Raw genomic sequence first — 21,994 nt, 5'->3', positions numbered from 1 at the left:
CATCTCAGGGTCTTCTAAATCTTAGAGTTATCATCTAAGAGCAGAAAATCCAGTGAAAGCTATAGCCATAAGTGCTGATGCGAGAAGTACAGTCGGCATTCCTCTGAAGGGTCTGGGAATGTCGTTAAACTGAATCTTCTCACGGATTCCTGCAAGAATTACTATCGCGATTGTAAAACCAACTGCTGTAGCAAAACCGCAGATTGTGCTCTCAAGAAGGCTGTAGCCATCAGTTACGTTGTTAAGAGCAACACCGAGAACTGCACAGTTTGTAGTAATAAGGGGAAGATATACACCCAGTGACTGATAAAGTGAAACTACAAACTTTTTAAGGAACATCTCAACGAACTGAACCAGCATAGCTATGACCATGATGAAAACGATGGTCTGAAGAAATGATAAGTCAAGTGGTGAGAGTATAAATTTGTAAATCGCATTTGTAACAAGTGAAGCCAGTGAAATTACGAATACGCAGGCCATCCCCATACCGAATGCTGTATCTGTCTTTCTTGAAACGCCAAGGAACGGGCACAGACCCAGGAACTGGCTAAGTACTACATTGTTTACAAGAGAGGCTGTTATCATAATGGACAAAAGTCCTACTATAGTATCTGTCATTTCTTATCCTCCTCCCCCGGAACTATTACTTCTTTAATTGGAGCTTTACTTGCCTGCTCCGCCAGAACAGGTTCCTTTTCAGGTACCTTTATGTCAGAAGGCTTAATTGTTTCTGCCTTTGTTTCGAGTGCAGCTGCCTTTTCCTTTGCAAGGAGTTCTTCCTTAACCTTCTTGGGATCCTTGATCTCAATGTCGTTGCAGCAACCGCCAACACCAAACTTAGATGTATCCTTGCCCTTTTTCTCCATATTGAACTTAACCTGGTTCATTATAGCGATCAGAACCGCAAGAACTATGAATGCTCCTGCCTGCTGAATAAAGATACGGATGGGCTGATACTGGCTAAAGAAATATCCAACTGCTCCGGGAACTACGGAGCCTTCACCGAATATCTGAACATCAAACATTGTGCCGCCACCGATAAGCTCACGGAAAAGACCGATCACTGTGATTGCACAGGTAAATCCAAGTCCCATTCCTATTCCATCGAAGAAGGATGGTACAACATTATGCTTAGAAGCATAAGCCTCTGCTCTTCCGAATATGATACAGTTAACAACGATCAGCGGAATGTAAACGCCAAGAGCATCATACATTACAGGAACATAAGCCTGCATAACCAGCTGAACCAATGTAACAAAGGATGCGATAACTACAATAAATGCAGGAATACGCACCGTATCCGGAATCACTTTTCTAAGAAGTGATATAACAGCATTACTAAGTGCCAAAACAAAGGTTGTGGCAAGTCCCATTGTTACACCGTTAATGGCTGAAGTTGTAACAGCAAGTGTGGGACACATACCGATCATGAGAACCAATGTAGGGTTCTCAACTACAAGGCCATTCAGGAAGCGCTCGATAGGAGTGTCCTGTGTAAAGCCCAAGGCTCCTTTTTTTCCTTCACTCATACGAACCTCCTTAACCGTTAAGAGCAGCGTTAAAATAAGCAACTGCTGCATTTACGCCATAAGTTACTGCTTTAGATGTAATGGTTGCGCCTGAAATGGCTTCAATCTCACTATCAGAAGCAGGTGCATTTTTTGTTACCGCAAACTCAGAAGCCGGTTTTCCTGCAAACTGAGGTACAAGAACCTTCTCTGCATTCATACCAAGACCGGGAGTCTCATTTATGGAAATAAGAGAAATTCCATTTACCTGAGAATCGTTTGTGATACCAACAGTAAATACAATCTTATCTCCGTAACCACCACTGGTAACCTGAACCACGTAGCCTAGTCCGTTGCCTGAGCCATCAACAGCCTTTTTCACGCTGTTAATTTCAATCTTGCCATAATCAGGTCCGCTCAAAACAGATGCAGCTGTAGCCTCATCAAGGGCAATATCTTCAAAATTTGCTGCATCAGGGAAAACTGCCTGATTAGCCTTAATCTGAGCAAGCTCTTCCTGGTATGCAATAGGATCCTTTGTGATCTGATATACAAATCCAAGAGAAACACCTGCTACTAAAGTGATTATGAAAAGAATGAGTGCATTTTTCAGCATTGTTTTTATATCTGTCATGCTTTTTTCTCCTCCTTCTTTTCTACGGGTCTGATACCGAATGCTCTCGGGATTGTGTACTTCTCGATAAGCGGAACGATCAGATTACCGATTATGATCGCATAGGAAACACCCTCTGCGGAGGATCCAAATACACGGAAAATTCCGGTGAGTACACCGAGGAAAACTCCGTAGATATATTTACCCTTTGTTGTTATAGGACTTGTTACATAGTCAGTTGCCATGAAGAATGCACCGAGCATAAGTCCGCCACCTGCAAGCTGTGCGGAAATATATGTGCCGTTAAGACCATGTCCGCCAAAGAGCACAACAAATATCACGAAGGAAGCAATATATGTTCCCGGTATCTTGAGATCTATTATTCCAAGCATGATAAGGATGCAGGCGCCAATGACTATAGCTATCATTGAAGTCTCACCTATAGTGCCAGGGATCTTACCGATGATCATATTGATAACGCTTACTTCCTCTCCTGCCTTTAAAGCTGCAAGAGGTGTAGGTGATGTATAAGTATCTGTTGTGAAGTTTGTCATAAGTGCAGGGAATGAAATCAGCAAAAAGCATCTTGCACCAAGTGCCGGATTCATGAAGTTCTGTCCAAGACCTCCAAAGAGCATCTTTACAACAAGAATCGCAAACACGCCGCCGATGATCGGAAGCCACCAGGGCGCTGTGCAAGGCAGGTTCATTCCAAGGAGAAGGCCTGTAACAACCGCGGAAAAATCGCCAATTGTAACCTTTTTCTGCATTAAAATCTCATAGATAAACTCGGTGAGCACTGTACTTGCTACTGAAAGTACCAGGATAATCAGTGCATCGATTCCGAAATTGTATATGCCAAATCCGGCAGCCGGAAGAAGTGCAATGACAACCCACATCATAATGTTTGAAGTTGTCACACCGGACCGAACATGCGGATTTGACGAAACTTTCATCATATCGCTCATTGTTTTTTCCTTTCTGTTACTTCTTCCGTTTTCCAAGCTGTATCTTACGCATACCCTTAATCAGCTGAGTGAGCTGTCTTCTTGCGGGACAGATATAACTGCAGCAACCGCATTCGCAGCATTCCATACCATACTCTGCAAGGAACTTCTCTTCCTGTCCGTTTTCAACGTCGTCCGCAAGATTCTTGGGAATAAGTCTCTCAGGGCAGACATCAACGCACTTTGCACAATTAATGCAGGCGCTGGGCTCCATAGCAGAAACAGCATCTTCAGTTAAGCAGGTAAGCGCCGAAGCAGTCTTGGTTGTAGGAACATCCAGGTCAAACAGCGCAAATCCCATCATGGGACCACCGGATATGATCTTGGCAGGATTTTTAACAAAACCGCCTGCATCATCCAAAAGCTCTCTGTAATTTGTTCCGATTCTGACCTTATAGTTTCTGGGATCAGCAACAGCATCACCGGTGATGGTAACGATTCTCTCCATCAGAGGTCTTCCCTCGGTTACAGCTCTGCTTACAGCACAAAGAGTATCTACATTGTCAACTATGCAGCCCGCATCTGCAGGAAGCATTGATGAATTGATTTCCCTTTTTGTGCATGCATAAATAAGCATACGCTCGGCACCCTCAGGATATTTGGTCTGAAGAGCCTTAACCATGATCTTATCGTCATCCTTGGTAAGCTCACGGAATTTAGCTATACAATCCGGTTTATTATCCTCTATTGCAAGAATTCCTCTCGCATTAGGGAAAAGTGAAACAGCAATGCGAAGTCCGCTCAAAAGGAGCTCGGGTTCCTCAACCATACGACGATAATCACTGGTAAGGTACGGCTCACATTCAGAGCAGTTTGCAATTACATATTCAATTTTTTCAGGTTCCTTTGGAGATAATTTGACAGCAGTAGGGAATCCTGCGCCTCCCATTCCAACAACTCCGGCCTCTCTTATAAGGTCAATCTTTTCCTGAGTTGTCAGTTCCTCCAAGGGCTTGGTAGGAAGCATCTCGCCTTCCTCGTAGAGACCGTCATTTTCAACGATAATGCAGTCGCACATACCGCCAGTAGCCAGTCTTCTCTTTTCAATTCCCTTGACTGTTCCGGATACTGTTGCATAGATTGGTGCTGAGACGAAGCCCCCTGCTTCGGCAATCTTCTGTCCAACCAGCACATGGTCGCCTTTTTCAACAATAGGCTTAGCAGGTGCCCCGATATGCTGAGATACCGGATAGACAAGATCACCTTTTGGCAGGACTTCTTTGATGGGTTTATCCTTAGAGAGCTCTTTGCCTTCGTAAGGATGCACGCCTCCCACAAAAGTTAATTTAGCCATTTCCTACCCTTTCTTTTTATTGCCATATAAGGCTATTTTTTTGTTCAGAATTAAGTTATTCAAAATATGGAAAATATAAAAGAAACTCCCCCCAACCCCGAATAATTATTCTAAACGAATAACATACTGAAGTTATTATACTACAACTTTATAGAATTAGTCAGATTTTAATAAGAAATATACTCATTTATTTTCACTATTTGTGTGCTACAATTAAAATGTTTATAGATTTACATGAATTTTGTGGAGATTTGGTATGAAAATTGTCGATGAAATAATCCAAAATATCGCAGAGGAATATCCCTTAAGCAGAATTTGCAATGATCCCGGTGAAATACTTTTCATAGATATTGAGACTACAGGGCTCTCTCCCAAAAGTAGTATGCTTTATCTGATCGGCTGCGCTTATTTCAGGAATGACGCCTGGCATCTTCGCCAGTACTTTGCCGACAAACGTGGTGAGGAAGATGCTCTTATTAAGGCATTTATGGAATTTGCTAGAGACTTTAAAGTGCTTCTTCATTTTAACGGTGATAGATTTGATCTTCCATTTATCAAGTTTAAGTGTGAGCGCTTCCGCATCAGAGATGTACTTGATGATTTCAAATCCATCGACATTTATAAACGTCTGGCTCCATATAAAAACATCCTCGGAATTCCGGATTGCAAGCAGAAAACCATTGAGCTTTTCCTTGGAATAGACAGGACTGACGTTTACACGGGTGGTGAACTAATCAGAGTCTACAAGGATTATCTCATTGATAGAAACGAGCATTACTATGATCTTTTGATGCTTCATAACGCGGATGATGTGCGTGGTATGTTCGCACTTTTGCCGGCACTGTACTATCACGATCTGTTTCAGCAGCTACTTAATCAAAAGGTCATTCTTTTTAAAACAGATGCCACTGTATTTCCACAGGTCCGCACAGGCTTCTCCATTGACGAGAGCTCAGATAATGAGAATCCGGATGCGGTTATCGATCTTCCGATCCGTGCAATGAAGGTACAGGCCAATTACTACAATGATATAAATGGAGTAAAAAAAGAAGAAATACTTATGAAGGTATCTCTTCCCGATACACTTCCATCCTCCGTAGGCGGAACAGTTGACGGCTGCTATTTCAAGGCTGAGGGAGACAGCGCAACTATACGTATTCCGCTTCTTGAAGCAGAACTAAAATATTTCTACAACAATTATAAGGATTACTATTATCTTCCTGCTGAAGATCAGGCATTACATAAATCAGTAGCACAGTTTGTTGATAAATCTCACAGAGAGCAGGCCACCGCAGCTAACTGCTACACAAGAAAACCCGGGCAGTATCTTAAGGAATGGGATGCGATTTTCTCTCCTATTTTCAGATGGGCTTACAATGATAAGTCGATGTATTTTGAACTAACCGATGAGATCAAGCAAAGCCGAGCTGCAATGAGTCTGTATGCAGTACATGTTCTTGCACATATAATTGCGAATGCATAAAGTTATGAGAAAAAAATGGGAACCATCGGATAACGATGATTCCCATTTTAAATTATTCTTATTTCTTAACCTTTACCTTAAATGTCTTCTGCCATCTGTTTCCATTCATATCCTCAAGCATAACAGTGTACTTTTTGGACTTTTTCTTTACTGTGAAGGTGTACTGGTTATTCTCGTTGCACTCAAGAACCTTTGTCTTCTTATCACCCCACCATCGACCACTATCCTTCCAGATGCGGTCATTGTATAAAGACTGACTTCCAACTCCCTTAGGAATACACTGCATATATTTGCTGTACTGACCAAGAGCATTGTCAATCTTAACGATTGTCTTATTCTTCTTCTTTTTCTGAGTTATGTTGAAGCAATTCTTGAGCGGAACACCAAAGCCGATGACATTTACATTGCCTTCAAAATATCCGAAAAGTGCACCGAATTCAGCATATACATATCCGTAGTAGGTACCTTTTTTCAGGAAAGCAGATGCATTTGTGCTCTTGCTGTTATAGTATGTATACTTTACTTCAGCAATCTGATTGGACATGTTCTCGTCACCGTAAAGTTTTGTAGTAACGTTAATATCATCCTCTCCATGATCAGAAGTTGAAAGAGCAAAATATACCCATGAATCCTCAGCTAATGTGAATTTAAAGTAGCCCTTCTGATCCTTGGGATAAGGCTTGTTCTCTCTACTCTCATGCTGAACCTTGGTCGGCATTGTGAAAATTCCGGGAGTATTATTTCCATTCTCTGCATTTGCAACCATAGAAATATTACAAGGTGTAAAAGCCTCAGCGTGTGCCTCTGTTGCAAATTCGGGTGTGAATGCAGCACTCCCCACAATTAGTGCTGTTGCGAGAACTGTAGAAACAATTCTCTTAAATAAGTTTTCTTTTTCCATACTTCCCTCCATAATTTTTTAGTCCCCTCAAAAACGAAGAGTCGTTACCGACTCTTCGTAAAAACATATATAGATTAACATATACAGGCATACTTGGCAAATTAAGAACAATATCCCCTCATCCGGCGCTACGCGCCACCTTCCCCCACAGGGGGAAGGCTTTTTATTTTACCTTCCCCTTGGTGAGAAGAATTTTTATTTTGCCTTCCCCCTTTGGGGGAAGGTGCCCGAAGGGCGGATGAGGGCAACAATTAAAGTGCCTGCTCGATATCTGCGATAAGGTCCTCTTTGTCCTCAAGACCGCAGCTGATTCTGATAAGTCCTGCAGGTATTCCTGCTGCTTCAAGCTGCTCATCGGTGAGCTGTCTGTGAGTTGAAGTTGCGGGATTCAGGCAGCAGGTTCTGGCATCTGCTACGTGAGTCTCGATTGCGCAGAGCTTCAATTTGCCCATGAATTCTTCAGCAGCTTTTCTTCCGCCCTCAATCTCAAAGGATACAACTCCGCATCCGCCGTTACCCATGTACTTCATTGCTCTCTCGTAGTAAGGATCAGATGCAAGTCCGGGATAGTTAACTTTTACCACTTTGGGATGCTTCTCAAGGAACTCGGCAACCGCTGTACCATTTTCAACATGACGAGGCATGCGTACATGCAGTGATTCAAGTCCAAGATTTAAGTAGAATGCATGCTGAGGTGACTGGATGCTTCCAAGGTCTCTCATAAGCTGTGTTGTTGCCTTTGTTATGAATGCACCTTCTTTTCCAAACTTCTCAGCATATACGATTCCGTGATAGGATTCATCAGGCTGTGTGAGTCCGGGGAACTTATCAGCATGAGCCATCCAGTCAAATTTACCGGAATCAACTATTGCTCCGCCTACTGCTGCTCCGTGACCATCCATATACTTAGTTGTGGAATGTGTAACTATATCAGCTCCCCACTCAATAGGTCTGCAGTTAACAGGTGTAGGGAATGTGTTATCAATCACAAGCGGAACACCATGTCTGTGTGCCGCATTTGCAAATCTCTCGATATCAAGAACTGTAAGTGCAGGATTAGCAATTGTCTCACCAAATACAACCTTTGTGTTGTCCTGGAAAGCTGCGTCGAGCTCTTCATCTGTAGCATCAGGTGAAACGAAAGTAACTGTAATTCCCATCTTTGCCATGGTTACAGCGATAAGGTTAAATGTGCCGCCATAGATAGATGCTGAAGATACAATGTGATCTCCTGCTTCGCAGATATTAAAAAGTGCAAAAAAATTAGCTGCCTGTCCGGAAGATGTAAGCATTGCTGCTGTTCCTCCCTCAAGTTCAGCAATTTTTGCTGCAACATAATCATTTGTAGGATTCTGAAGTCTTGTGTAGAAATAACCTGAAGCCTCTAAATCAAACAGCTTTCCCATATCGCTGCTTGTAGCATATTTAAAGGTTGTAGACTGTACGATCGGGATCTGTCTCGGCTCTCCGTTTCCCGGAGTGTAGCCTCCCTGAACACATTTTGTGTTTAATTTAAAGTCTTTCATAATTCTGATACTCCTCCATAGACATATTTTATAATGATGGTCTTCCGGCCTTGAACCAAAAAACAAGGCTTAAAATTGCCATCGCAAGTGTTACCACAACTAATAGTGCCTCAATAAGTAACGGTATTTTCCATTTAAGATGCATTTCCTTTATAGGCTGAGGCTTCTTCGGCCATGAGATCATAAGGATAGCACCTACTATTCCACTTAATGTAAGGGTTGTTGCCCCTATTAAAATGAATATATCCAACATATTAAAATCTGCGCCTCATTCTCCTGGATAATATTGTAGCATCACATGGTAAAAAACCACGTCTTTAATTATACAATATAAAAGCCGCATCTGTCCTAAACAAATGCAGCTTCTTTTTTAAATATTCAAATTGTCATTAACGACATCAGCAAAAACTCTGTGAGAATTCACATCCATATGCTCATTGTCTATATCACTTGGATCAACATAATCTGACGCAGCAAGGAATTTCACGCCTTTCTTATCAGCAATCCTTTTGTAAACATCCTTAAGTTTTTTGCTGGTCTCAACTGATCTTTTATCAAATTCAGGATCCTTTTCGGGCTTCCATACATCTGCCCCAAGATTTATGGGTGAAATAAGAAGAATATTCTCGGGCTTTACATATTCCTCAAGGACGTCCAAGCATTTCTCTATGCCTTTTCCAATTGTGTTTGCTGATACATTATAAAAGCTTTTGCAGTCATTTGTCCCAAGCATTATTATCGCGCTGTCTATAGGATAGTGACTCTCAAGAAGAACCGACAGGGAATTTATTCCTTTTCTTCCGGGTCTTAGTTCATCCTCAAATATGGTAGTTCTTCCGCAGAGTCCCTCTTCAATGACTCTGACATCCTTTCTCTTTTCCTGTAAAATACTTGTCCATCTTACTCCCCAGGGATATCTCTCATAAGGCGTTGTGCCCGGGATAAGCCCCCATGTATTTGAATCGCCAAAAGCTAATACCTGTTTCATAGTAACCTCTCATAATCATTTAAACTACATAAGCATCATCTATTTGCTAATATCAGTTTAAAATTGTCCACCTTTTATGTAAAAGCAGTATATCTTATCGGTAGGTATAAGCTTTATATAAGATACTCTAAACTATAGCATTTAGCGCATTTATAAACTCCCGGTTTGCTTCTTTGTCCTTAACGGCAATTCTGTAAAATCCCTTTGATAGTCCTTTAAAATTTGAGCAATCCCTTATGAGAAATCCTTTCCCCAGTAAAAGCTCATACAAATCACTTTTACTATGCACAAGAATGTAATTTGCATCTGAAGGATAGACTCTTATTCCTTTTTCTCTCAGTGCTCCTGTAAGGTTTACTCTTTCTTCTCTGATCAATGCTTTTGATTTTTCTTCAAAATCAGAGCCTGTCAATATCCCCGCGCAAGCAATTCCAACACGTTCAGCAAATACAGAAAGATTCCACTCAGGTAAAAAACGCCTTAGCTTATCGATGTTCTTTTCGGAAGAAACCACGTATCCAAGCCTTACTCCCGGTACTGAAAAAAGCTTTGTATATGCGCTTACAACAAATAGTCTGTTACATTCATTTATAAATCCAAGTGCACTCACATTTCCATCTGATAAACGAAGAAAGCATTCATCTATTAAAAGAGCCGTATTTGTCTCATTGCATCTTTTTACTATCGCTCCAAGCATATTTCCATCAATGCATTTCCCTGTAGGATTATTAGGATTAGCGATAATTACAAGGTCTGTATCACAGGTTATCTCATCTGCAAATTTTTCTGTTAGAGCAAAATCATTCTCTTTTCTTAGCAGGTATTCATTAACGAATATGTTCTCATTTAATGCATGACGATATCCATAAAAACTCGGAACAGGGATAAGAACCTTTTTGGGATTAATCATCCTCACAATTGAAAAAATAAGCTCGGACGCACCATTTCCTCCTATAACCATGTCAGGGGTTATGCTTTTTTCTAAGTCATAGCATTTTTTCAGATATTCGTTTTCCGCGTCCGATACAGCTTTTCTGAATTTTCTCTGAGACATATCAGGGTATTTATCTATATCCTTTATTGCCTCATTTATCGCACTCTTCACTTCCATAGGGCATGGATAAGGATTAAGATTAACCGAAAAATCATATTCAATTTTCTTATCGTAAATCTCTCCGCCGTGAAGCAAATCATTCTCCTTTACATAATCAAAGCAATAAAAAGAACTATCAGGAGCATAAGGTCTACGAAAAGAACCTCAGCTATATACATAAGCCTGCAGGCTCTCTCAATATCTTCGCACTCAATCTCTCTTTTAGGATCACCGATGAACGGTTTCTTTACAAGCTTTCCAAAATAATATGCATCCCCTGCAAGTCTCACGCCCAAAGCTCCCGCGCAGACGCTCTCTGCCTGGGCTGAATTTGGACTTTTGTGATTATATCTGTCCCTTTTAAAAATCTTAATTGCATCTCTTCCGCTAAAATCAGGGCCTCCTATAAATGCTGCCACAATCATGAGATATGCACATATTCTTGCCGGAATATAATTAAATACATCATCTGTTTTGGCTGCGGTTTTCCCGAAAAATTCAAACCTGTCATTGTGATATCCAACCATTGAATCCATTGTGTTTACAGCTTTATAGGCAAAGCCAAGAACAGGGCCGCCGATAAAGGTATAAATCAAAGGAGCTATAACACCATCTGATGTATTTTCAGCAACAGTCTCAACAGCAGCTCTTGTTATTCCATTTTCATCAAGAGTTTTCGTATCTCTCCCTACTATCATGGAAACTGCAAAACGGGCATCTTCAAGCGTTCCGTTTTTTAGTGCATAATACACCTTCATACTCTCATCCTTAAGACTCTTTGCCGCGAGAATATAACAGGTCAAAATGCTTTCGATCAGAATACCAAAGTATATATTCAGCCTATAGGATACGAACATGATGATGGCGCATACAGCTGCCGTTGTCACGATTACGATAAGGCAAAAAAGAATCCCTCTTCTGAATTCTTTTTTACTATCCCTTTTTTGCCCCTCTTTACCTTTTTCGCCAAGAAATGTCTTTTCCAGTAAACTTATAAGATTCCCAATAAGTCTTATAGGATGCGGAAAATTCATAGGATCTCCGATGAGCCTGTCAAGAAGAACTCCTATTAAAAAAGCAATTATATGTGCAGCGAAAATGTTATCTTTTAAGTCAAAAAAATTCATGTAAATCTATCCCCAAAATGAAATAAAGCAAAGCGCCACAGTTAGTATACATTCTCCCGTCACTATAAAATAACCCGCAGTATCTCCTGTTACGCCACCAAAATTTTTATCACAGGTTTCTTTGTAAATAATCAAATACAAAAATAGAACTGCCACTAAGACAGCACCCATAACCGGCTTTATTAAAAGCATTACGAGGAATGCCAAAAAAGCCTGAATAAACAGAAATATAATATCTATTCGTCCTGCCTTTCCTGTCTCCATATTAAGCATGCCATCCTTTTTAGCTCCATTAAAAATGAGGCAGGTGATGCCGCAGGCAGCCCTTACCAGTGTAAATTCCACACTATAAACATATAGGATGCCGGGATTCTCAAGCTTAATTGAGTTATAAACAATAAGATATAAAGCTGTTATCCAAATTAGTCCAAGGCTTATAACGCTTATCACCGCAAAAGCTCCAATGTGCGGATCCTTCATGATTTCCAGCTTTTTCTCTTTTGACTGATATGATTTAAGTGCATCCTGAACATCCATAAAGCCATCAATATGAAATCCACCTGTCACAAGAATGGGAATCAGAGTAAGAAGAAGTGTCATTACCATACAAGGGAATTCTAAAATACTTCCTATCCTTATTATTGCAAAATCAATAGCTCCTATCACAGCTCCAATAAACGGCAGAAAAGTTATCACATGCTTCATATCCTTCTCATCCCAATTAAAAATCGGCATTGGAATTCTTGAATACATTGAAAATGAAATTATTAAACTTCTTAAAACGCTCAAGCTTTAAGTCCACCTTTCATCTGCAAATTCGTGAATCTCATCCGCATATTTTTTTAGCGCTTCATTAACCATTAAAACAAGTGAGCAATATCTTTTTGTGTCCTCATCATATGAGAGATCATCAATCGGGAAGCTATTAGATACAATAACAAGATTCTTTGCCCTATCCCTAAGTACCAGAACAGAATCCGCAATCTTCTTTGATAGTTCCTCATCTGATATATCCTTGTTAGAATCAGAATGCATTTCGTTTCCTATGAGGTTTGACATACACTCCAAAAGACAAGTGGCGCCTTCAATGCGACTGTCTTTTGCGCTAAGCTCATCTATTTTTACGGGACATTCTATTGTTTCAAAGCCCTTGCCCTCGCGAAGCTTTCTGTGCTTTTCAACTCTCTTTTTCCCTTCATCTCCAAAGGGTATCATCGTCGCAATATATAGTTTTTGTCCACCGCCTGCGAGCTTAACTGCTATCTCCTCAGCTTTTTGGGATTTACCGCTGTCCGGTACACCAATTATCAAAACTGTCATTTAGGCTACTCCGTGTATTACAGTTCCTTATAAGTCAGAACCTTTGGTATTCATCTATCTTATAATCACTGAATTTTGCTGCATTATTATAAAAATCAAGCACCATATCCAAAACAGGAAACAGCATCAGTGCTCCCGTGCCCTCTCCAAGCGCCATATTTCCGCAAATATATGTGGGAAGGTCAAGCTCTTTAAGTGCCAGAAGACATCCTGCTTCACGTCCCTGATGTGAGGCAATGGCATAATCCTTCACACCGGGGATGAGCCTATCTGCCACAAGGGCAGCTGTGGCACTTATTACTCCATCTATCACAATTGGAATATTATTTAGAGCACCACCAATAAAGGTACCTGTAAGTGCTGCAATGTCGAGACCTCCAAGTGTCTGCAAAACCTTAAAAGCTCTATCGCACTCTCTGCCGTCAGAAGGCTTCCAGTCATCAAAGCTGTACTTCTCGCAGGCTTCTTTTATAACCTGCTTTTTTCTCAAAAGCCCATCATCGTCAAGACCTGCGCCTCTTCCCGTAACCATATCACTGTCAATTTCAAGAATTTCAGATAAAACCGCGGCTGATGTTGTGGTATTTCCTATTCCCATTTCTCCTGTGGAAATAATCTCCACTCCCTGCTCTGAAAGTTCCTTTACAACATTCATACCTGCTTCTATTGCTTTAAGCACCTCTTCCTCAGTCATGGCCGGTTCCTTAAGAAAATTCCTTGTTCCTTTTGAAACCTTCATATCCCTTACGCCTTCGATTTTTTCATCACAATCTATTCCGACATCAACGGGAAGTACAGTCACCCCTGCACTCTTTGCCAAGGTGCAGGCGGAGCTTATTCCGCTCCCAAGAGCTATGGCTACAGATTTGGTTATCTCCTTGGTGCTTTGCGATATTCCCTCATCTACAATGCCGTTATCAGAGCAAAAGATCACAGCGGTGCGTTTTTCTATAGTAGGATTTTCAGTGCCTCTTATCGCGGCAATCCTGCAGATGAGTTCTTCAAAATCTCCCAGTCCGTCCAGAGGCTTTGATATACGATCCCATTCCTTTTTTACAGTTCTATAGACGCTGTCATCAGGCTTTTTTATTATTATGTTTAGCAGTTCTTCATAATTCATTAGTATATTCTGACCTTCAAATAAAATGATTCAAGCCAAAGCTGCAGCTTCAAGAAATCTGCCAATAAAGCTCTGGCATGATGGATAGTAAAGATGAGCAAAGCCGCCAAATACATTCTGCGATACCTGGTATCCTGTCCATGATCTGTTTCCTGTAGGCTTTTTTACATCGCAGATACTTCCGTTATCTGTGGTATCACAATAATGATATTCATGTGCTTTGATTATCTTTCCGGATTCAAGGTATGGATTATCCTCTTTTGCAGATACATTCACATATCCAAAGTGAGAAAGGCTTTCCGTCATATAAGCATCACCCTCTAAGACACCTGCCATCTCATAGGTTATTCCTTCAGGGTCACTAAGCCTGTTCTTTAAATATAAATAGCCGCCGCATTCAGCCAGCATCGGCATTCCGGATTCTGCTGCATTCTTGATACTTTGCAGCATCTTCGTATTAGCTGAAAGCTCCTTAGCATAAAGCTCAGGATATCCGCCTCCGAGAATAAGTCCGGATACATCCGGAAGAACACTTTCATGTATTGGGGAGAAATTCACAAGTTCAGCTCCCATCTCCTTCAAAAGATCAAGATTATCCTCATAGTAAAAGCAGAAGGCCTCATCTCTCGCGACTCCGATTTTCACTACTTTCTTTTTTGTATCCTCCCTGTAAAAGCTTTCATTTTCCTCTATATCCGCTGCACTGTTTGCAATTTTCATGAACCTATCAAAATCAAATCTCTCTTCCAGTTCGTCGGTAAATCTGTATATCACGGACAAAATACCCGGGATCTCAGAGGGCATAACAAGGCCTAAATGCCTGCTTCCTATCTCTATATCCTTAAGTGCTGGGAGATGCCCTATCACAGGAATCCCAGTCTCTTTAAGTATCAGCTCCGATAGCTCATCCGATAACCTGTCAGAAATATTATTGAGGATAAGTCCCTGAATATTATTTCTTTTTCCGGTTAAATGATCATCCGTTTTTCCGGTATCGTAGTCACAAAATCCCTTGATCATAGGTAATATCGATCTGCTCATTCCCTTACAATCAATAACAAGAATTGTCGGAGACTCCGTAAGTCTTGAGAGGTCATATGATGATCCCTCCATGGAGGTCGCACTCATACCGTCATAGTACCCCATGACACCCTCTATGATCCCGATGTCACGACCATGCGAGCCTTTGCTCAAAACGGTTTTTACACCGTCTTTTCCCATCAGAAAAAGATCCAGATTTCTTGAAGGAATCCTTAATACGGTCTTATGAAACATAGGGTCTATATAGTCAGGCCCGCACTTAAAGGATGCAGGCTTATAGCCCTTTCTTTCAAGGAGCCTCAAAACCGCACAGGTAATAAGAGTCTTTCCGCTCCCACTCTTTGGCGCACTTATAACAACTCTTGGAAAAGTCTTCTTTTCACTCATCTATTTTCACCTTTTGAATTGTAACGATATAAACAGGATTAAGTGCATTTGATAAATGATAGTTACCGGCTTTTTTAAACCTTGTTACACCAATCTGAATTATATCCGTCCTATATTCCGGACACTTCTTTTCCTCTTCATTTATAATTTGTATAAGCTCTGAAAAGGTTTCGAGAGTAACACAATTAATCACTATCCTTGCGTATTCATTTTTAGAATGAACAGCATCCAATATATCCTTCATGTTACCGCTGCTTCCACCTATAAATACATGTGTGGGCGAAGGGAGACCGGCAAGTGCATCAGGTGCGATTCCTTCTACTACTTCCATATTGGTGAGAGAAAATTTATCTCTGTTCTTCTTTAGAAGTTCGATTCCTTCCGCATTTTTCTCAATTGAATACACCTTTATCCCGGTTGCTGACATTGCAGCTTCAAGAGATATAGATCCGGTTCCTGCTCCAATGTCATAGAGCACAGCATCCCTTGTAAGCGATAGTTTTCTGATTGAAAGTGCCCTGATCTCTTCCTTTGTCATCGGAACCTTTCCGCGAATTATCTCGTCATCGGAAAGCCCCCTGCAAACCGGAATTTCACATGCTGCCCTGCTCTTTACATATATAAGGCACTTGCCTTTTTCATTTTGTACAAATTCATCAAGACCTCGCTCATCAGACACTTCATATATTTTTTCAAGATCAGTTCCAAGCTCATAGCCAATACTGATTCTCTCGGAGATATCCAGAATTCCTTTGCATATTTCGTCTGCATGCTTTACATCTGAGGGAAGGATTATTAGCTGCGACTCACTTCTTACATAGCCAATCACATTACATTCTCTTCCATGGGCGCTGACAACCCTTACATCCTCAAGCGAGAGTCTTAATGCTTTTGCAAAAAGAGACACAGAAGAAATACCGGATATCAGCTTTACTCTATAGCCGTTTTTTTCAAAGATATCGGTTCCTTTTTTTGCACCGCTGCAAAGACTTATATCACCGGAATACAAGACCACAGGATTAGCATATCCCTTATTGTTTTCAAGGTACTCGAGTATATCTTCACCCTTATACTTAGGAACGATAACCTTATCTTTTCTCTCAATCCTTGAAACCACTGATTCTGCTCCGAAAATTACATCTGCAGAATCAATAGCCTGCCTGCACTCTTTAGTGAAATAATATTCCTTCCCGGGGCCTATTCCTGCAAGAGTGATCACCTTTTTATCATCGGAATTATTTGTTTTAAAAGACTTAATGTCTATTCCTATAAGCTCAGAGACCTTTAACACAATATCCTCAAGGTCATAATGCGACGCTTCTTCTGTAAGACTCTCCGGATTTTTTATAACAATTGCGTTTACATTACACTCATTAGCCGCTTCTAGTTTTTCATAAAGTCCTCCGGTCCTTCCACTCTCCTTAGTAAGGATCACTTCTGCTCCTATCTCTTTTATAAGAGCTATGTTCATGGCCTTGGAAAAGGGTCCCTGCATGGCAATTATCTGCTTACCAAAAAGACCTGCCTCACTGCATTTCCTAATGCTATCCTCATTTGGTAGAACTCTTGCGTAAATTCTTTCTGTGTCCTGCAACCTCTCAGCAATTGTATTAAGATCCTTACTTCCCGTAAGAAGGAGAATATTCCCCGAGAATTTCTTTAGTTCTTCTATTGCTTCATCAAGAGATCTTACATACTTTAGCAGTTCGTTTTGTCCTTCACTTTTTCCGGTATTTCTGGAAAGGCGAAGATATTCTACCTTCAGATTATCGCAGGCCTTTTTAATCTCAGCTGAGGCCAGGGTAGCAAAGGGATGCGTAGCATCAACTACAATTGAATATCCCTCATTTTTTATAAGCTCCTCGATATCTTTTGCATTCTTTCTTCCCACAAGAAGATCATTCTCTCCGCAGTCGCGCAGTATTTCCTCCCCATACCTGGTCGCAACGCTGACAGTATGCGGAATATCTGCCCCTCGTAAAATATCAGAAAGCTTCCTTCCCTCTGTAGTTCCACCGAATAACAGTATCTTATCCTTCACTTTTATAACCTCTTGATGTTACCATCAAATCCTCAATTCTTCTGGTAGTTGAATTCCCTATAAAAACAGTTGAAAACATATCGGCATCTGCTTCCTTTAGCTCAAGAAGAGTCATTACTCTTTTCTCTTCTTTGTCTCTTCCTATGTTTTTTACTATTCCGCAAATCCTTGAAGGTTCTGCATTTTCAAGAATAATATCGCAGGCATGGGCAAGGTATCCGCTTCTGCTTTTACTCTCGGGATTGTATAAAACAATGACCATATCTGCTTCTGTGGCAGCCCTAAGTCTCTTTTCAATCAATTCCATAGGTGTCAGGCGATCACTAAGGCTTATTAGGCAAAAATCGTGTATAAGAGGTGCCCCCAAAAGTGCAGCTCCGCTTAAAGCTGCAGTAACTCCCGGAATCACGCAAACGCTGACATCTTCAAACTCCTTAGCCATTGAGGCAGCAAGTCCTGCCATCCCATAAACTCCGGCATCACCGCTGCATATAAGAGCAACCTTATATCCCTCAGCTGCCTTTTCAAGAGCCATCCTGACTCTCTTTTCTTCAGTCATCATCGGAGTGCTTATGTATTCCTTATCCTGAAAAAGCGGTCTGACAAGATCGCAATAAACTGTGTATCCAACTATATAGTCGCTCTCCGAAAGCACACGCTGTGCTCGTATTGTCATATCATCAAGATTACCGGGGCCTATGCCCACAACACTTAATCTCTTTTCCTGCATATCAGTTCTCCATGATAGTATCCATGATTCCCAAGGCTATGGTCATTCCGTTTTTTGTTGTCTTTTTCAGGATAATTCGCTTACAGCCATAGGCCATTACAGATCGCTCGCATATGTTATCCGCTCCTGTTACTTCCAGAGCAAAAGATGATGATGAAAAGTCGCCCTCCTGTTCCATCAACTCATCTGAACTGAAGGTTTCAAAGGTGATTTGCAAAGCCTCGGAAAGATCTTTTATCCCTGCTTCATCCTTTTTAAGATCAATTGAACATAAAGCCTTCAAAGCCCTTATATCGATATTCTCATTTCTCAAGACCTCAAGTAAAAAGTCATTAAGCTCCTCATAGCTTTTTCCCTTTCTGCATCCGACACCTGCTACGATGCACTTTGGGATAAGGCATAGTATGTCTTCTCTGTCTCTAGCAGAAATACAGAAGCCTTCCTCTTTGTCATCAGCTATGTACTCTATGTTTTCGGGAATTCCAGCTACGTAAAGTTCGCTGCTAAACCTGCTATCAATACTGTAAGTTTCCTTGCCGGTTTTTAAGAGAGATGCCGTAAACTCTTTTGCCTTAACCATATTGTTTATGGAAAGATCGTTCTTTTTCGCAAACACATCTACAGAAAACTCACCTCTTCCGTCTGTTGCAGTCGTGACAACAGCTGTTGCACCGATGATTTCTGATAGCATTTTAGCTGCGTCTACTGCACCTCCTATGTGTCCTGATAAAATCGGGATAACAAACCTTCCCTGTTCATCAATCACAACAACTCCAGGGTCAGTCGTCTTATCCTTTACATAGGGAGCGATAGCTCTCACAGCTATTCCTACAGCACCTATATATACAAGTATGCTTCCCTTCTGAAAATTTTTCTTTGTCCAGTCGCTTAGGCTTTTTACATCAAGCTCAAAGGGCTCATCAATATTCTGTGCCGTAACCTTATACAGACTCTCGCACAGACTGATCATCAGCTGTCTTCCGACATCAGTGAAGCATATAAATTTGTATTGTCCTACTTCAATGCTTTCCATACATTTTTTCCTTGAGCTTTTTTATGACTGCTCCATAGTTTTCCTTCTTATGGGGGAACGTGCAATTTTTGCAATTTTTTGCACCTTTTTCCGTATAGGTATATTCTCCGCCGCAGTCCTCCATGTCATAGAGGGGGCAATAGCAGAACATGCAGCTAAAGCTCTCTTCATCCAAGTCGTGACATGGGTAATACTCACACTGCTTATTAAGAAAGTATGATGAATGCCTTACCTTATCTTCGTTTTTTTCAGCTATACAGATTTGGAGCTGCTGTTTGACTTCACTGTACATCTCATCATTTAGTCCATAAAGCTCCTTTATGAGCCCGGACCCGAGTATTTCTGCTGGCTCTTTGCAATTAACATTCCCGGACTGATCCACAGTGAGAACTCTGTCAGATATCTTAAGCGCAAGCTGAGGTTCATGAAGAGACATTACAATCGTTGTGCCATCACCGGAGAGCTTTCTTAAAACTTCCATAAGCTCCATCTTATGTCTGATATCAAGATATGATGTGGGTTCATCCATGATAAGATATTCAGGCTCCTGGCTAATGGCCCTTGCTATAAGTGCTCTCTGCTTTTGTCCATCACTTAAGGCTTCATAAGGCTTTTCAGAAAGCTCTTCTATTTTCATGAGTTCCATTGCTCTTGTGGCAACTTCAAAATCCTTATCTCCAAACAGTCCGAAGCTGTCACTATAAGGAAGTCTTCCCGAGAGAACCACATCCTTGCAGGTCATATGCTGAGGCTTTACTCTCTCGGTTGTAACAATAGACATTCTCTTTGAGAGTTCCTTTAAGGGTATATGCTTTAAGTCATGCTCTCCTAGATAAACCGTTCCACCAAGAGACTTTATCTGTCCGGATATGGTCTTTAGAAGAGTTGATTTTCCTCCGCCGTTTGGCCCTATCAGGGATATAATCTCTCCCTTTTTAATATCCAGGCTAAAGTCCTTTACTATTATATTTTTATGATAGCCCGCTTTAAGGTTTTCAATTTTCATGATTCCTGTGTCTCCTGATTATCATAAAAATAACTATTGGCGCTCCGAACAATGAAGTTACTGCGGAAATGTTCAGTTCAGTGGGTGCAAATATTCTTCTTGCTATTAGATCACTTATTAGACAAAATATTGATCCCGACAGAAAAGATGCAGGTATCAAAACAATTGGCTTTGATGATTTCAAGGATTCTCTCATTAAAAAAGGAACAGCTATTCCAATAAACGAGACGGGACCTGCAAAAGCTGTGACACACGCTGACAAAATGCTTGATAAAAGGATTATCACCACCCTGCACAGCCTGATATTTACTCCCACGCTTCTTGCATAGTTTTCCCCAAGTCTGAAGGCATCAAGGCTCTTTGAGAGAATCATTACAAATATCATTGAGATTCCTACAATGATGATACTGTAAAAGGCTCCATTCATATTTGAGCCTGAAAAGCTTCCCTGCGACCAGCTGTGAAGATTGACAATATCAGAATCGTCCGCAAATGCGATAAGAAAATCCGTCACAGCACTGCAGATGTAGCCTATCATAATTCCTGCTGCAAGAAGCGATGCCATATTCTTTACACTTCTTGAAATAAGAATAATAAAACCTGTCGCAATTATGGAGCCGACAAAGGCTGCGATTATCAGAAGTCCAGATGAGGATCTTCCTGTTGTTCCGACAACGAAGATCAAAAACAGTGCAACCGTCATTTTTGCGCCGGAGGATATTCCAAGAATATAGGGACCTGCTATGGGATTTGAAAAATATGTCTGCAGTAAAAATCCCGATACCGCAAGAGCTCCTCCCAAAACCAAGGTCATTATTGCTCTTGGCAGTCTTATATCCATTATTATGTTTTTGCTTTTTTCATCGCCTGCTCCGGTGATAAGTATCTGTGTTATTGTTTTAAGATCCATCTGTACATTTCCCATGCATAGATTTATCAAAAAGGAAAATATAACCAGCACTACAAGAATCACAAATACTATTACCATACGGCTGTTAATCTTCTTTTGCATCAGTACCCTTTCGATACCCTGTAGTAAAATCCGCAGCATAAAGTCTGGACTTTTCATACCCGGACTGTGCCACCGCGTTACCTACAATTATCAGAGCAGTCTTTTTTATTCCATGCTCCGCCATTCTCTCCGGAAGTTCAGATAATTTGCAAGTAAGCTTATCCTCATCCTCCCAGGTTGCTTTGTATACAACTCCGCAGGGTGTATCACCCGTAACCCCTGAATCAATGAGGCGCCGTTTCAAGCCTTCGGCATCTCCTGCGGATAAAAAGAACACCATGGTTGCACCATGCTTTGAAAGTTCCTCTACCTTCTCACTTTCAGGCACAGGTGTCCTTCCGTCAATTCTTGTAATAATTACACTCTGGGTTATCCCCGGTAGCGTGTATTCCATATTGAGTGCAGCTGCAGCCCCGCAAAATGAGCTGACACCGGGCGTCACATCATAAGCTATTTTCAGCTTATCCAGTTCATCCATCTGCTCTCTTATTGCTCCATATAAACATGGGTCACCTGTATGGAGTCTTACAATTGTTTTGGAATCACTGTCTGCTTTTTTAGTAATCTCTATAACTTCTTCGAGGTTAAGCCTGCTGCTGTCATATATCTCACAGCTTTCTTTTGCATAAGACAAAAGGGCAGGATTAACAAGTGATCCCGCATAAATGATCACGTCTGCCTCTTCCAAAAGCTTTTTTCCTCTTAAAGTGATAAGGTCCGGTGCCCCGGGACCTGCACCAACAAAATGTACCATATTATCCTCG

The 21,994-nt window shown here is 41.1% G+C and carries 22 protein-coding genes; 1 reads left to right on the top strand and 21 read right to left on the bottom strand.

All coding sequences use genetic code 11. The features are described 5' to 3' along the window. Nucleotides 1-30: 30 nt before the first annotated feature. From G586_RS0105200 to rsxC, 5 genes are read right to left on the bottom strand one after another with little or no spacing between them, the layout of a single operon-like run. A complete protein-coding gene (locus tag G586_RS0105200; RefSeq protein ID WP_026526880.1) occupies nucleotides 31-618 on the bottom strand; it encodes an RnfABCDGE type electron transport complex subunit A in 588 nt (195 codons plus the stop codon). Beyond that, nucleotides 615-1,529 (bottom strand): electron transport complex subunit RsxE, encoded by a 915-nt coding sequence (rsxE, locus tag G586_RS21825; protein WP_081674207.1) that lies wholly within the window; start codon nucleotides 1,527-1,529, stop codon nucleotides 615-617. Before rsxE ends, G586_RS0105200 begins: the two co-directional genes overlap by 4 nt. Before the next feature lie 10 nt (nucleotides 1,530-1,539). Continuing rightward, nucleotides 1,540-2,142 (bottom strand): RnfABCDGE type electron transport complex subunit G, encoded by a 603-nt coding sequence (locus G586_RS0105190; protein WP_035772559.1) that lies wholly within the window; start codon nucleotides 2,140-2,142, stop codon nucleotides 1,540-1,542. Further along, nucleotides 2,139-3,089, bottom strand: a complete 951-nt coding sequence (locus G586_RS0105185) for an RnfABCDGE type electron transport complex subunit D (protein ID WP_026526878.1) — start codon at nucleotides 3,087-3,089, stop codon at nucleotides 2,139-2,141. The genes G586_RS0105190 and G586_RS0105185 overlap by 4 nt, the downstream gene beginning before the upstream one ends. A gap of 16 nt (nucleotides 3,090-3,105) precedes the next feature. Further along, nucleotides 3,106-4,422, bottom strand: coding sequence for an electron transport complex subunit RsxC (gene rsxC / locus G586_RS0105180; RefSeq protein ID WP_026526877.1), 1,317 nt, complete (start codon nucleotides 4,420-4,422; stop codon nucleotides 3,106-3,108). Between the two features lie 256 nt (nucleotides 4,423-4,678). Here rsxC and G586_RS0105175 point away from each other — a divergent pair, with 256 nt between their 5' ends. Beyond that, nucleotides 4,679-5,905, top strand: a complete 1,227-nt coding sequence (locus tag G586_RS0105175) for a ribonuclease H-like domain-containing protein (RefSeq protein WP_026526876.1) — start codon at nucleotides 4,679-4,681, stop codon at nucleotides 5,903-5,905. Between the two features lie 58 nt (nucleotides 5,906-5,963). On the opposite strand, the gene G586_RS0105170 is transcribed toward G586_RS0105175, so the two are convergent. The 16 genes from G586_RS0105170 to cobM all read right to left on the bottom strand — a co-directional run bounded on the left by G586_RS0105170 (nucleotide 5,964) and on the right by cobM (nucleotide 21,984). After that, a complete protein-coding gene (locus tag G586_RS0105170; protein ID WP_155834025.1) occupies nucleotides 5,964-6,806 on the bottom strand; it encodes a hypothetical protein in 843 nt (280 codons plus the stop codon). 251 nt (nucleotides 6,807-7,057) lie between these two features. Continuing rightward, nucleotides 7,058-8,332, bottom strand: a complete 1,275-nt coding sequence (locus tag G586_RS0105165) for an O-acetylhomoserine aminocarboxypropyltransferase/cysteine synthase family protein (protein WP_026526874.1) — start codon at nucleotides 8,330-8,332, stop codon at nucleotides 7,058-7,060. Between the two features lie 28 nt (nucleotides 8,333-8,360). Continuing rightward, nucleotides 8,361-8,585: a hypothetical protein gene (locus G586_RS0105160; protein WP_026526873.1), complete on the bottom strand. Its 225-nt coding sequence runs from the start codon at nucleotides 8,583-8,585 to the stop codon at nucleotides 8,361-8,363. Nucleotides 8,586-8,702: 117 nt separating this feature from the next. Beyond that, nucleotides 8,703-9,320 carry a GDSL-type esterase/lipase family protein gene (locus G586_RS0105155; protein ID WP_026526872.1) on the bottom strand — a complete coding sequence of 206 codons (618 nt, stop codon included), beginning with the start codon at nucleotides 9,318-9,320 and terminating at the stop codon, nucleotides 8,703-8,705. A 127-nt stretch (nucleotides 9,321-9,447) separates the two neighbouring features. Then, on the bottom strand, nucleotides 9,448-10,509 hold the full coding sequence (locus tag G586_RS0105150; protein ID WP_026526871.1) for a pyridoxal phosphate-dependent aminotransferase: 1,062 nt from the start codon (nucleotides 10,507-10,509) through the stop codon (nucleotides 9,448-9,450). A gap of 11 nt (nucleotides 10,510-10,520) precedes the next feature. Next, nucleotides 10,521-11,540 (bottom strand): adenosylcobinamide-phosphate synthase CbiB, encoded by a 1,020-nt coding sequence (gene cbiB, locus G586_RS0105145; protein WP_051204562.1) that lies wholly within the window; start codon nucleotides 11,538-11,540, stop codon nucleotides 10,521-10,523. 6 nt (nucleotides 11,541-11,546) lie between these two features. Further along, nucleotides 11,547-12,329 carry an adenosylcobinamide-GDP ribazoletransferase gene (locus G586_RS0105140; protein ID WP_026526869.1) on the bottom strand — a complete coding sequence of 261 codons (783 nt, stop codon included), beginning with the start codon at nucleotides 12,327-12,329 and terminating at the stop codon, nucleotides 11,547-11,549. 3 nt (nucleotides 12,330-12,332) lie between these two features. Then, a complete protein-coding gene (locus G586_RS21820) occupies nucleotides 12,333-12,860 on the bottom strand; it encodes a bifunctional adenosylcobinamide kinase/adenosylcobinamide-phosphate guanylyltransferase (protein WP_035772556.1) in 528 nt (175 codons plus the stop codon). A gap of 34 nt (nucleotides 12,861-12,894) precedes the next feature. Continuing rightward, entirely contained in the window at nucleotides 12,895-13,980 is a 1,086-nt protein-coding gene (cobT, locus tag G586_RS0105130; protein ID WP_026526868.1) for a nicotinate-nucleotide--dimethylbenzimidazole phosphoribosyltransferase, read from the bottom strand. 30 nt (nucleotides 13,981-14,010) lie between these two features. Next, nucleotides 14,011-15,408 carry a cobyrinate a,c-diamide synthase gene (locus tag G586_RS21815; RefSeq protein WP_035772554.1) on the bottom strand — a complete coding sequence of 466 codons (1,398 nt, stop codon included), beginning with the start codon at nucleotides 15,406-15,408 and terminating at the stop codon, nucleotides 14,011-14,013. Then, on the bottom strand, nucleotides 15,401-17,449 hold the full coding sequence (cobK, locus tag G586_RS0105120) for a precorrin-6A reductase (RefSeq protein WP_026526867.1): 2,049 nt from the start codon (nucleotides 17,447-17,449) through the stop codon (nucleotides 15,401-15,403). The genes G586_RS21815 and cobK overlap by 8 nt, the downstream gene beginning before the upstream one ends. Continuing rightward, nucleotides 17,439-18,179 (bottom strand): precorrin-3B C(17)-methyltransferase, encoded by a 741-nt coding sequence (cobJ, locus tag G586_RS0105115; RefSeq protein ID WP_026526866.1) that lies wholly within the window; start codon nucleotides 18,177-18,179, stop codon nucleotides 17,439-17,441. Before cobJ ends, cobK begins: the two co-directional genes overlap by 11 nt. Before the next feature lies 1 nt (nucleotide 18,180). After that, on the bottom strand, nucleotides 18,181-19,212 hold the full coding sequence (locus G586_RS0105110; protein ID WP_026526865.1) for a cobalt-precorrin 5A hydrolase: 1,032 nt from the start codon (nucleotides 19,210-19,212) through the stop codon (nucleotides 18,181-18,183). After that, on the bottom strand, nucleotides 19,199-20,218 hold the full coding sequence (locus G586_RS21810) for an ATP-binding cassette domain-containing protein (protein WP_051204550.1): 1,020 nt from the start codon (nucleotides 20,216-20,218) through the stop codon (nucleotides 19,199-19,201). The genes G586_RS0105110 and G586_RS21810 overlap by 14 nt, the downstream gene beginning before the upstream one ends. After that, complete coding sequence (locus G586_RS0105100) at nucleotides 20,208-21,230, bottom strand: FecCD family ABC transporter permease (protein WP_026526864.1); 1,023 nt, start codon at nucleotides 21,228-21,230, stop codon at nucleotides 20,208-20,210. Before G586_RS0105100 ends, G586_RS21810 begins: the two co-directional genes overlap by 11 nt. Continuing rightward, nucleotides 21,214-21,984 carry a precorrin-4 C(11)-methyltransferase gene (cobM, locus tag G586_RS0105095; protein WP_026526863.1) on the bottom strand — a complete coding sequence of 257 codons (771 nt, stop codon included), beginning with the start codon at nucleotides 21,982-21,984 and terminating at the stop codon, nucleotides 21,214-21,216. The genes G586_RS0105100 and cobM overlap by 17 nt, the downstream gene beginning before the upstream one ends. Between the last annotated feature and the right edge of the window lie 10 nt (nucleotides 21,985-21,994).

Source organism: Butyrivibrio sp. VCD2006, from assembly GCF_000423925.1.
Classification (GTDB): domain Bacteria; phylum Bacillota; class Clostridia; order Lachnospirales; family Lachnospiraceae; genus Butyrivibrio.
This window is presented reverse-complemented; position numbering and strand designations above follow the sequence as displayed.

What these genes read in the sequence shown, in the direction of transcription:
- G586_RS0105200 (WP_026526880.1), bottom strand. Translation starts at nt 618, where the DNA reads ATGACAGATACTATAGTAGGACTTTTGTCCATTATGATAACAGCCTCT.
- rsxE (WP_081674207.1), bottom strand. Translation starts at nt 1,529, where the DNA reads ATGAGTGAAGGAAAAAAAGGAGCCTTGGGCTTTACACAGGACACTCCT.
- G586_RS0105190 (WP_035772559.1), bottom strand. Translation starts at nt 2,142, where the DNA reads ATGACAGATATAAAAACAATGCTGAAAAATGCACTCATTCTTTTCATA.
- G586_RS0105185 (WP_026526878.1), bottom strand. Translation starts at nt 3,089, where the DNA reads ATGAGCGATATGATGAAAGTTTCGTCAAATCCGCATGTTCGGTCCGGT.
- rsxC (WP_026526877.1), bottom strand. Translation starts at nt 4,422, where the DNA reads ATGGCTAAATTAACTTTTGTGGGAGGCGTGCATCCTTACGAAGGCAAA.
- G586_RS0105175 (WP_026526876.1), top strand. Translation starts at nt 4,679, where the DNA reads ATGAAAATTGTCGATGAAATAATCCAAAATATCGCAGAGGAATATCCC.
- G586_RS0105170 (WP_155834025.1), bottom strand. Translation starts at nt 6,806, where the DNA reads ATGGAAAAAGAAAACTTATTTAAGAGAATTGTTTCTACAGTTCTCGCA.
- G586_RS0105165 (WP_026526874.1), bottom strand. Translation starts at nt 8,332, where the DNA reads ATGAAAGACTTTAAATTAAACACAAAATGTGTTCAGGGAGGCTACACT.
- G586_RS0105160 (WP_026526873.1), bottom strand. Translation starts at nt 8,585, where the DNA reads ATGTTGGATATATTCATTTTAATAGGGGCAACAACCCTTACATTAAGT.
- G586_RS0105155 (WP_026526872.1), bottom strand. Translation starts at nt 9,320, where the DNA reads ATGAAACAGGTATTAGCTTTTGGCGATTCAAATACATGGGGGCTTATC.
- cbiB (WP_051204562.1), bottom strand. Translation starts at nt 11,540, where the DNA reads ATGAATTTTTTTGACTTAAAAGATAACATTTTCGCTGCACATATAATT.
- G586_RS21820 (WP_035772556.1), bottom strand. Translation starts at nt 12,860, where the DNA reads ATGACAGTTTTGATAATTGGTGTACCGGACAGCGGTAAATCCCAAAAA.
- cobT (WP_026526868.1), bottom strand. Translation starts at nt 13,980, where the DNA reads ATGAATTATGAAGAACTGCTAAACATAATAATAAAAAAGCCTGATGAC.
- G586_RS21815 (WP_035772554.1), bottom strand. Translation starts at nt 15,408, where the DNA reads ATGAGTGAAAAGAAGACTTTTCCAAGAGTTGTTATAAGTGCGCCAAAG.
- cobJ (WP_026526866.1), bottom strand. Translation starts at nt 18,179, where the DNA reads ATGCAGGAAAAGAGATTAAGTGTTGTGGGCATAGGCCCCGGTAATCTT.
- G586_RS0105110 (WP_026526865.1), bottom strand. Translation starts at nt 19,212, where the DNA reads ATGGAAAGCATTGAAGTAGGACAATACAAATTTATATGCTTCACTGAT.
- G586_RS21810 (WP_051204550.1), bottom strand. Translation starts at nt 20,218, where the DNA reads ATGAAAATTGAAAACCTTAAAGCGGGCTATCATAAAAATATAATAGTA.
- G586_RS0105100 (WP_026526864.1), bottom strand. Translation starts at nt 21,230, where the DNA reads ATGCAAAAGAAGATTAACAGCCGTATGGTAATAGTATTTGTGATTCTT.
- cobM (WP_026526863.1), bottom strand. Translation starts at nt 21,984, where the DNA reads ATGGTACATTTTGTTGGTGCAGGTCCCGGGGCACCGGACCTTATCACT.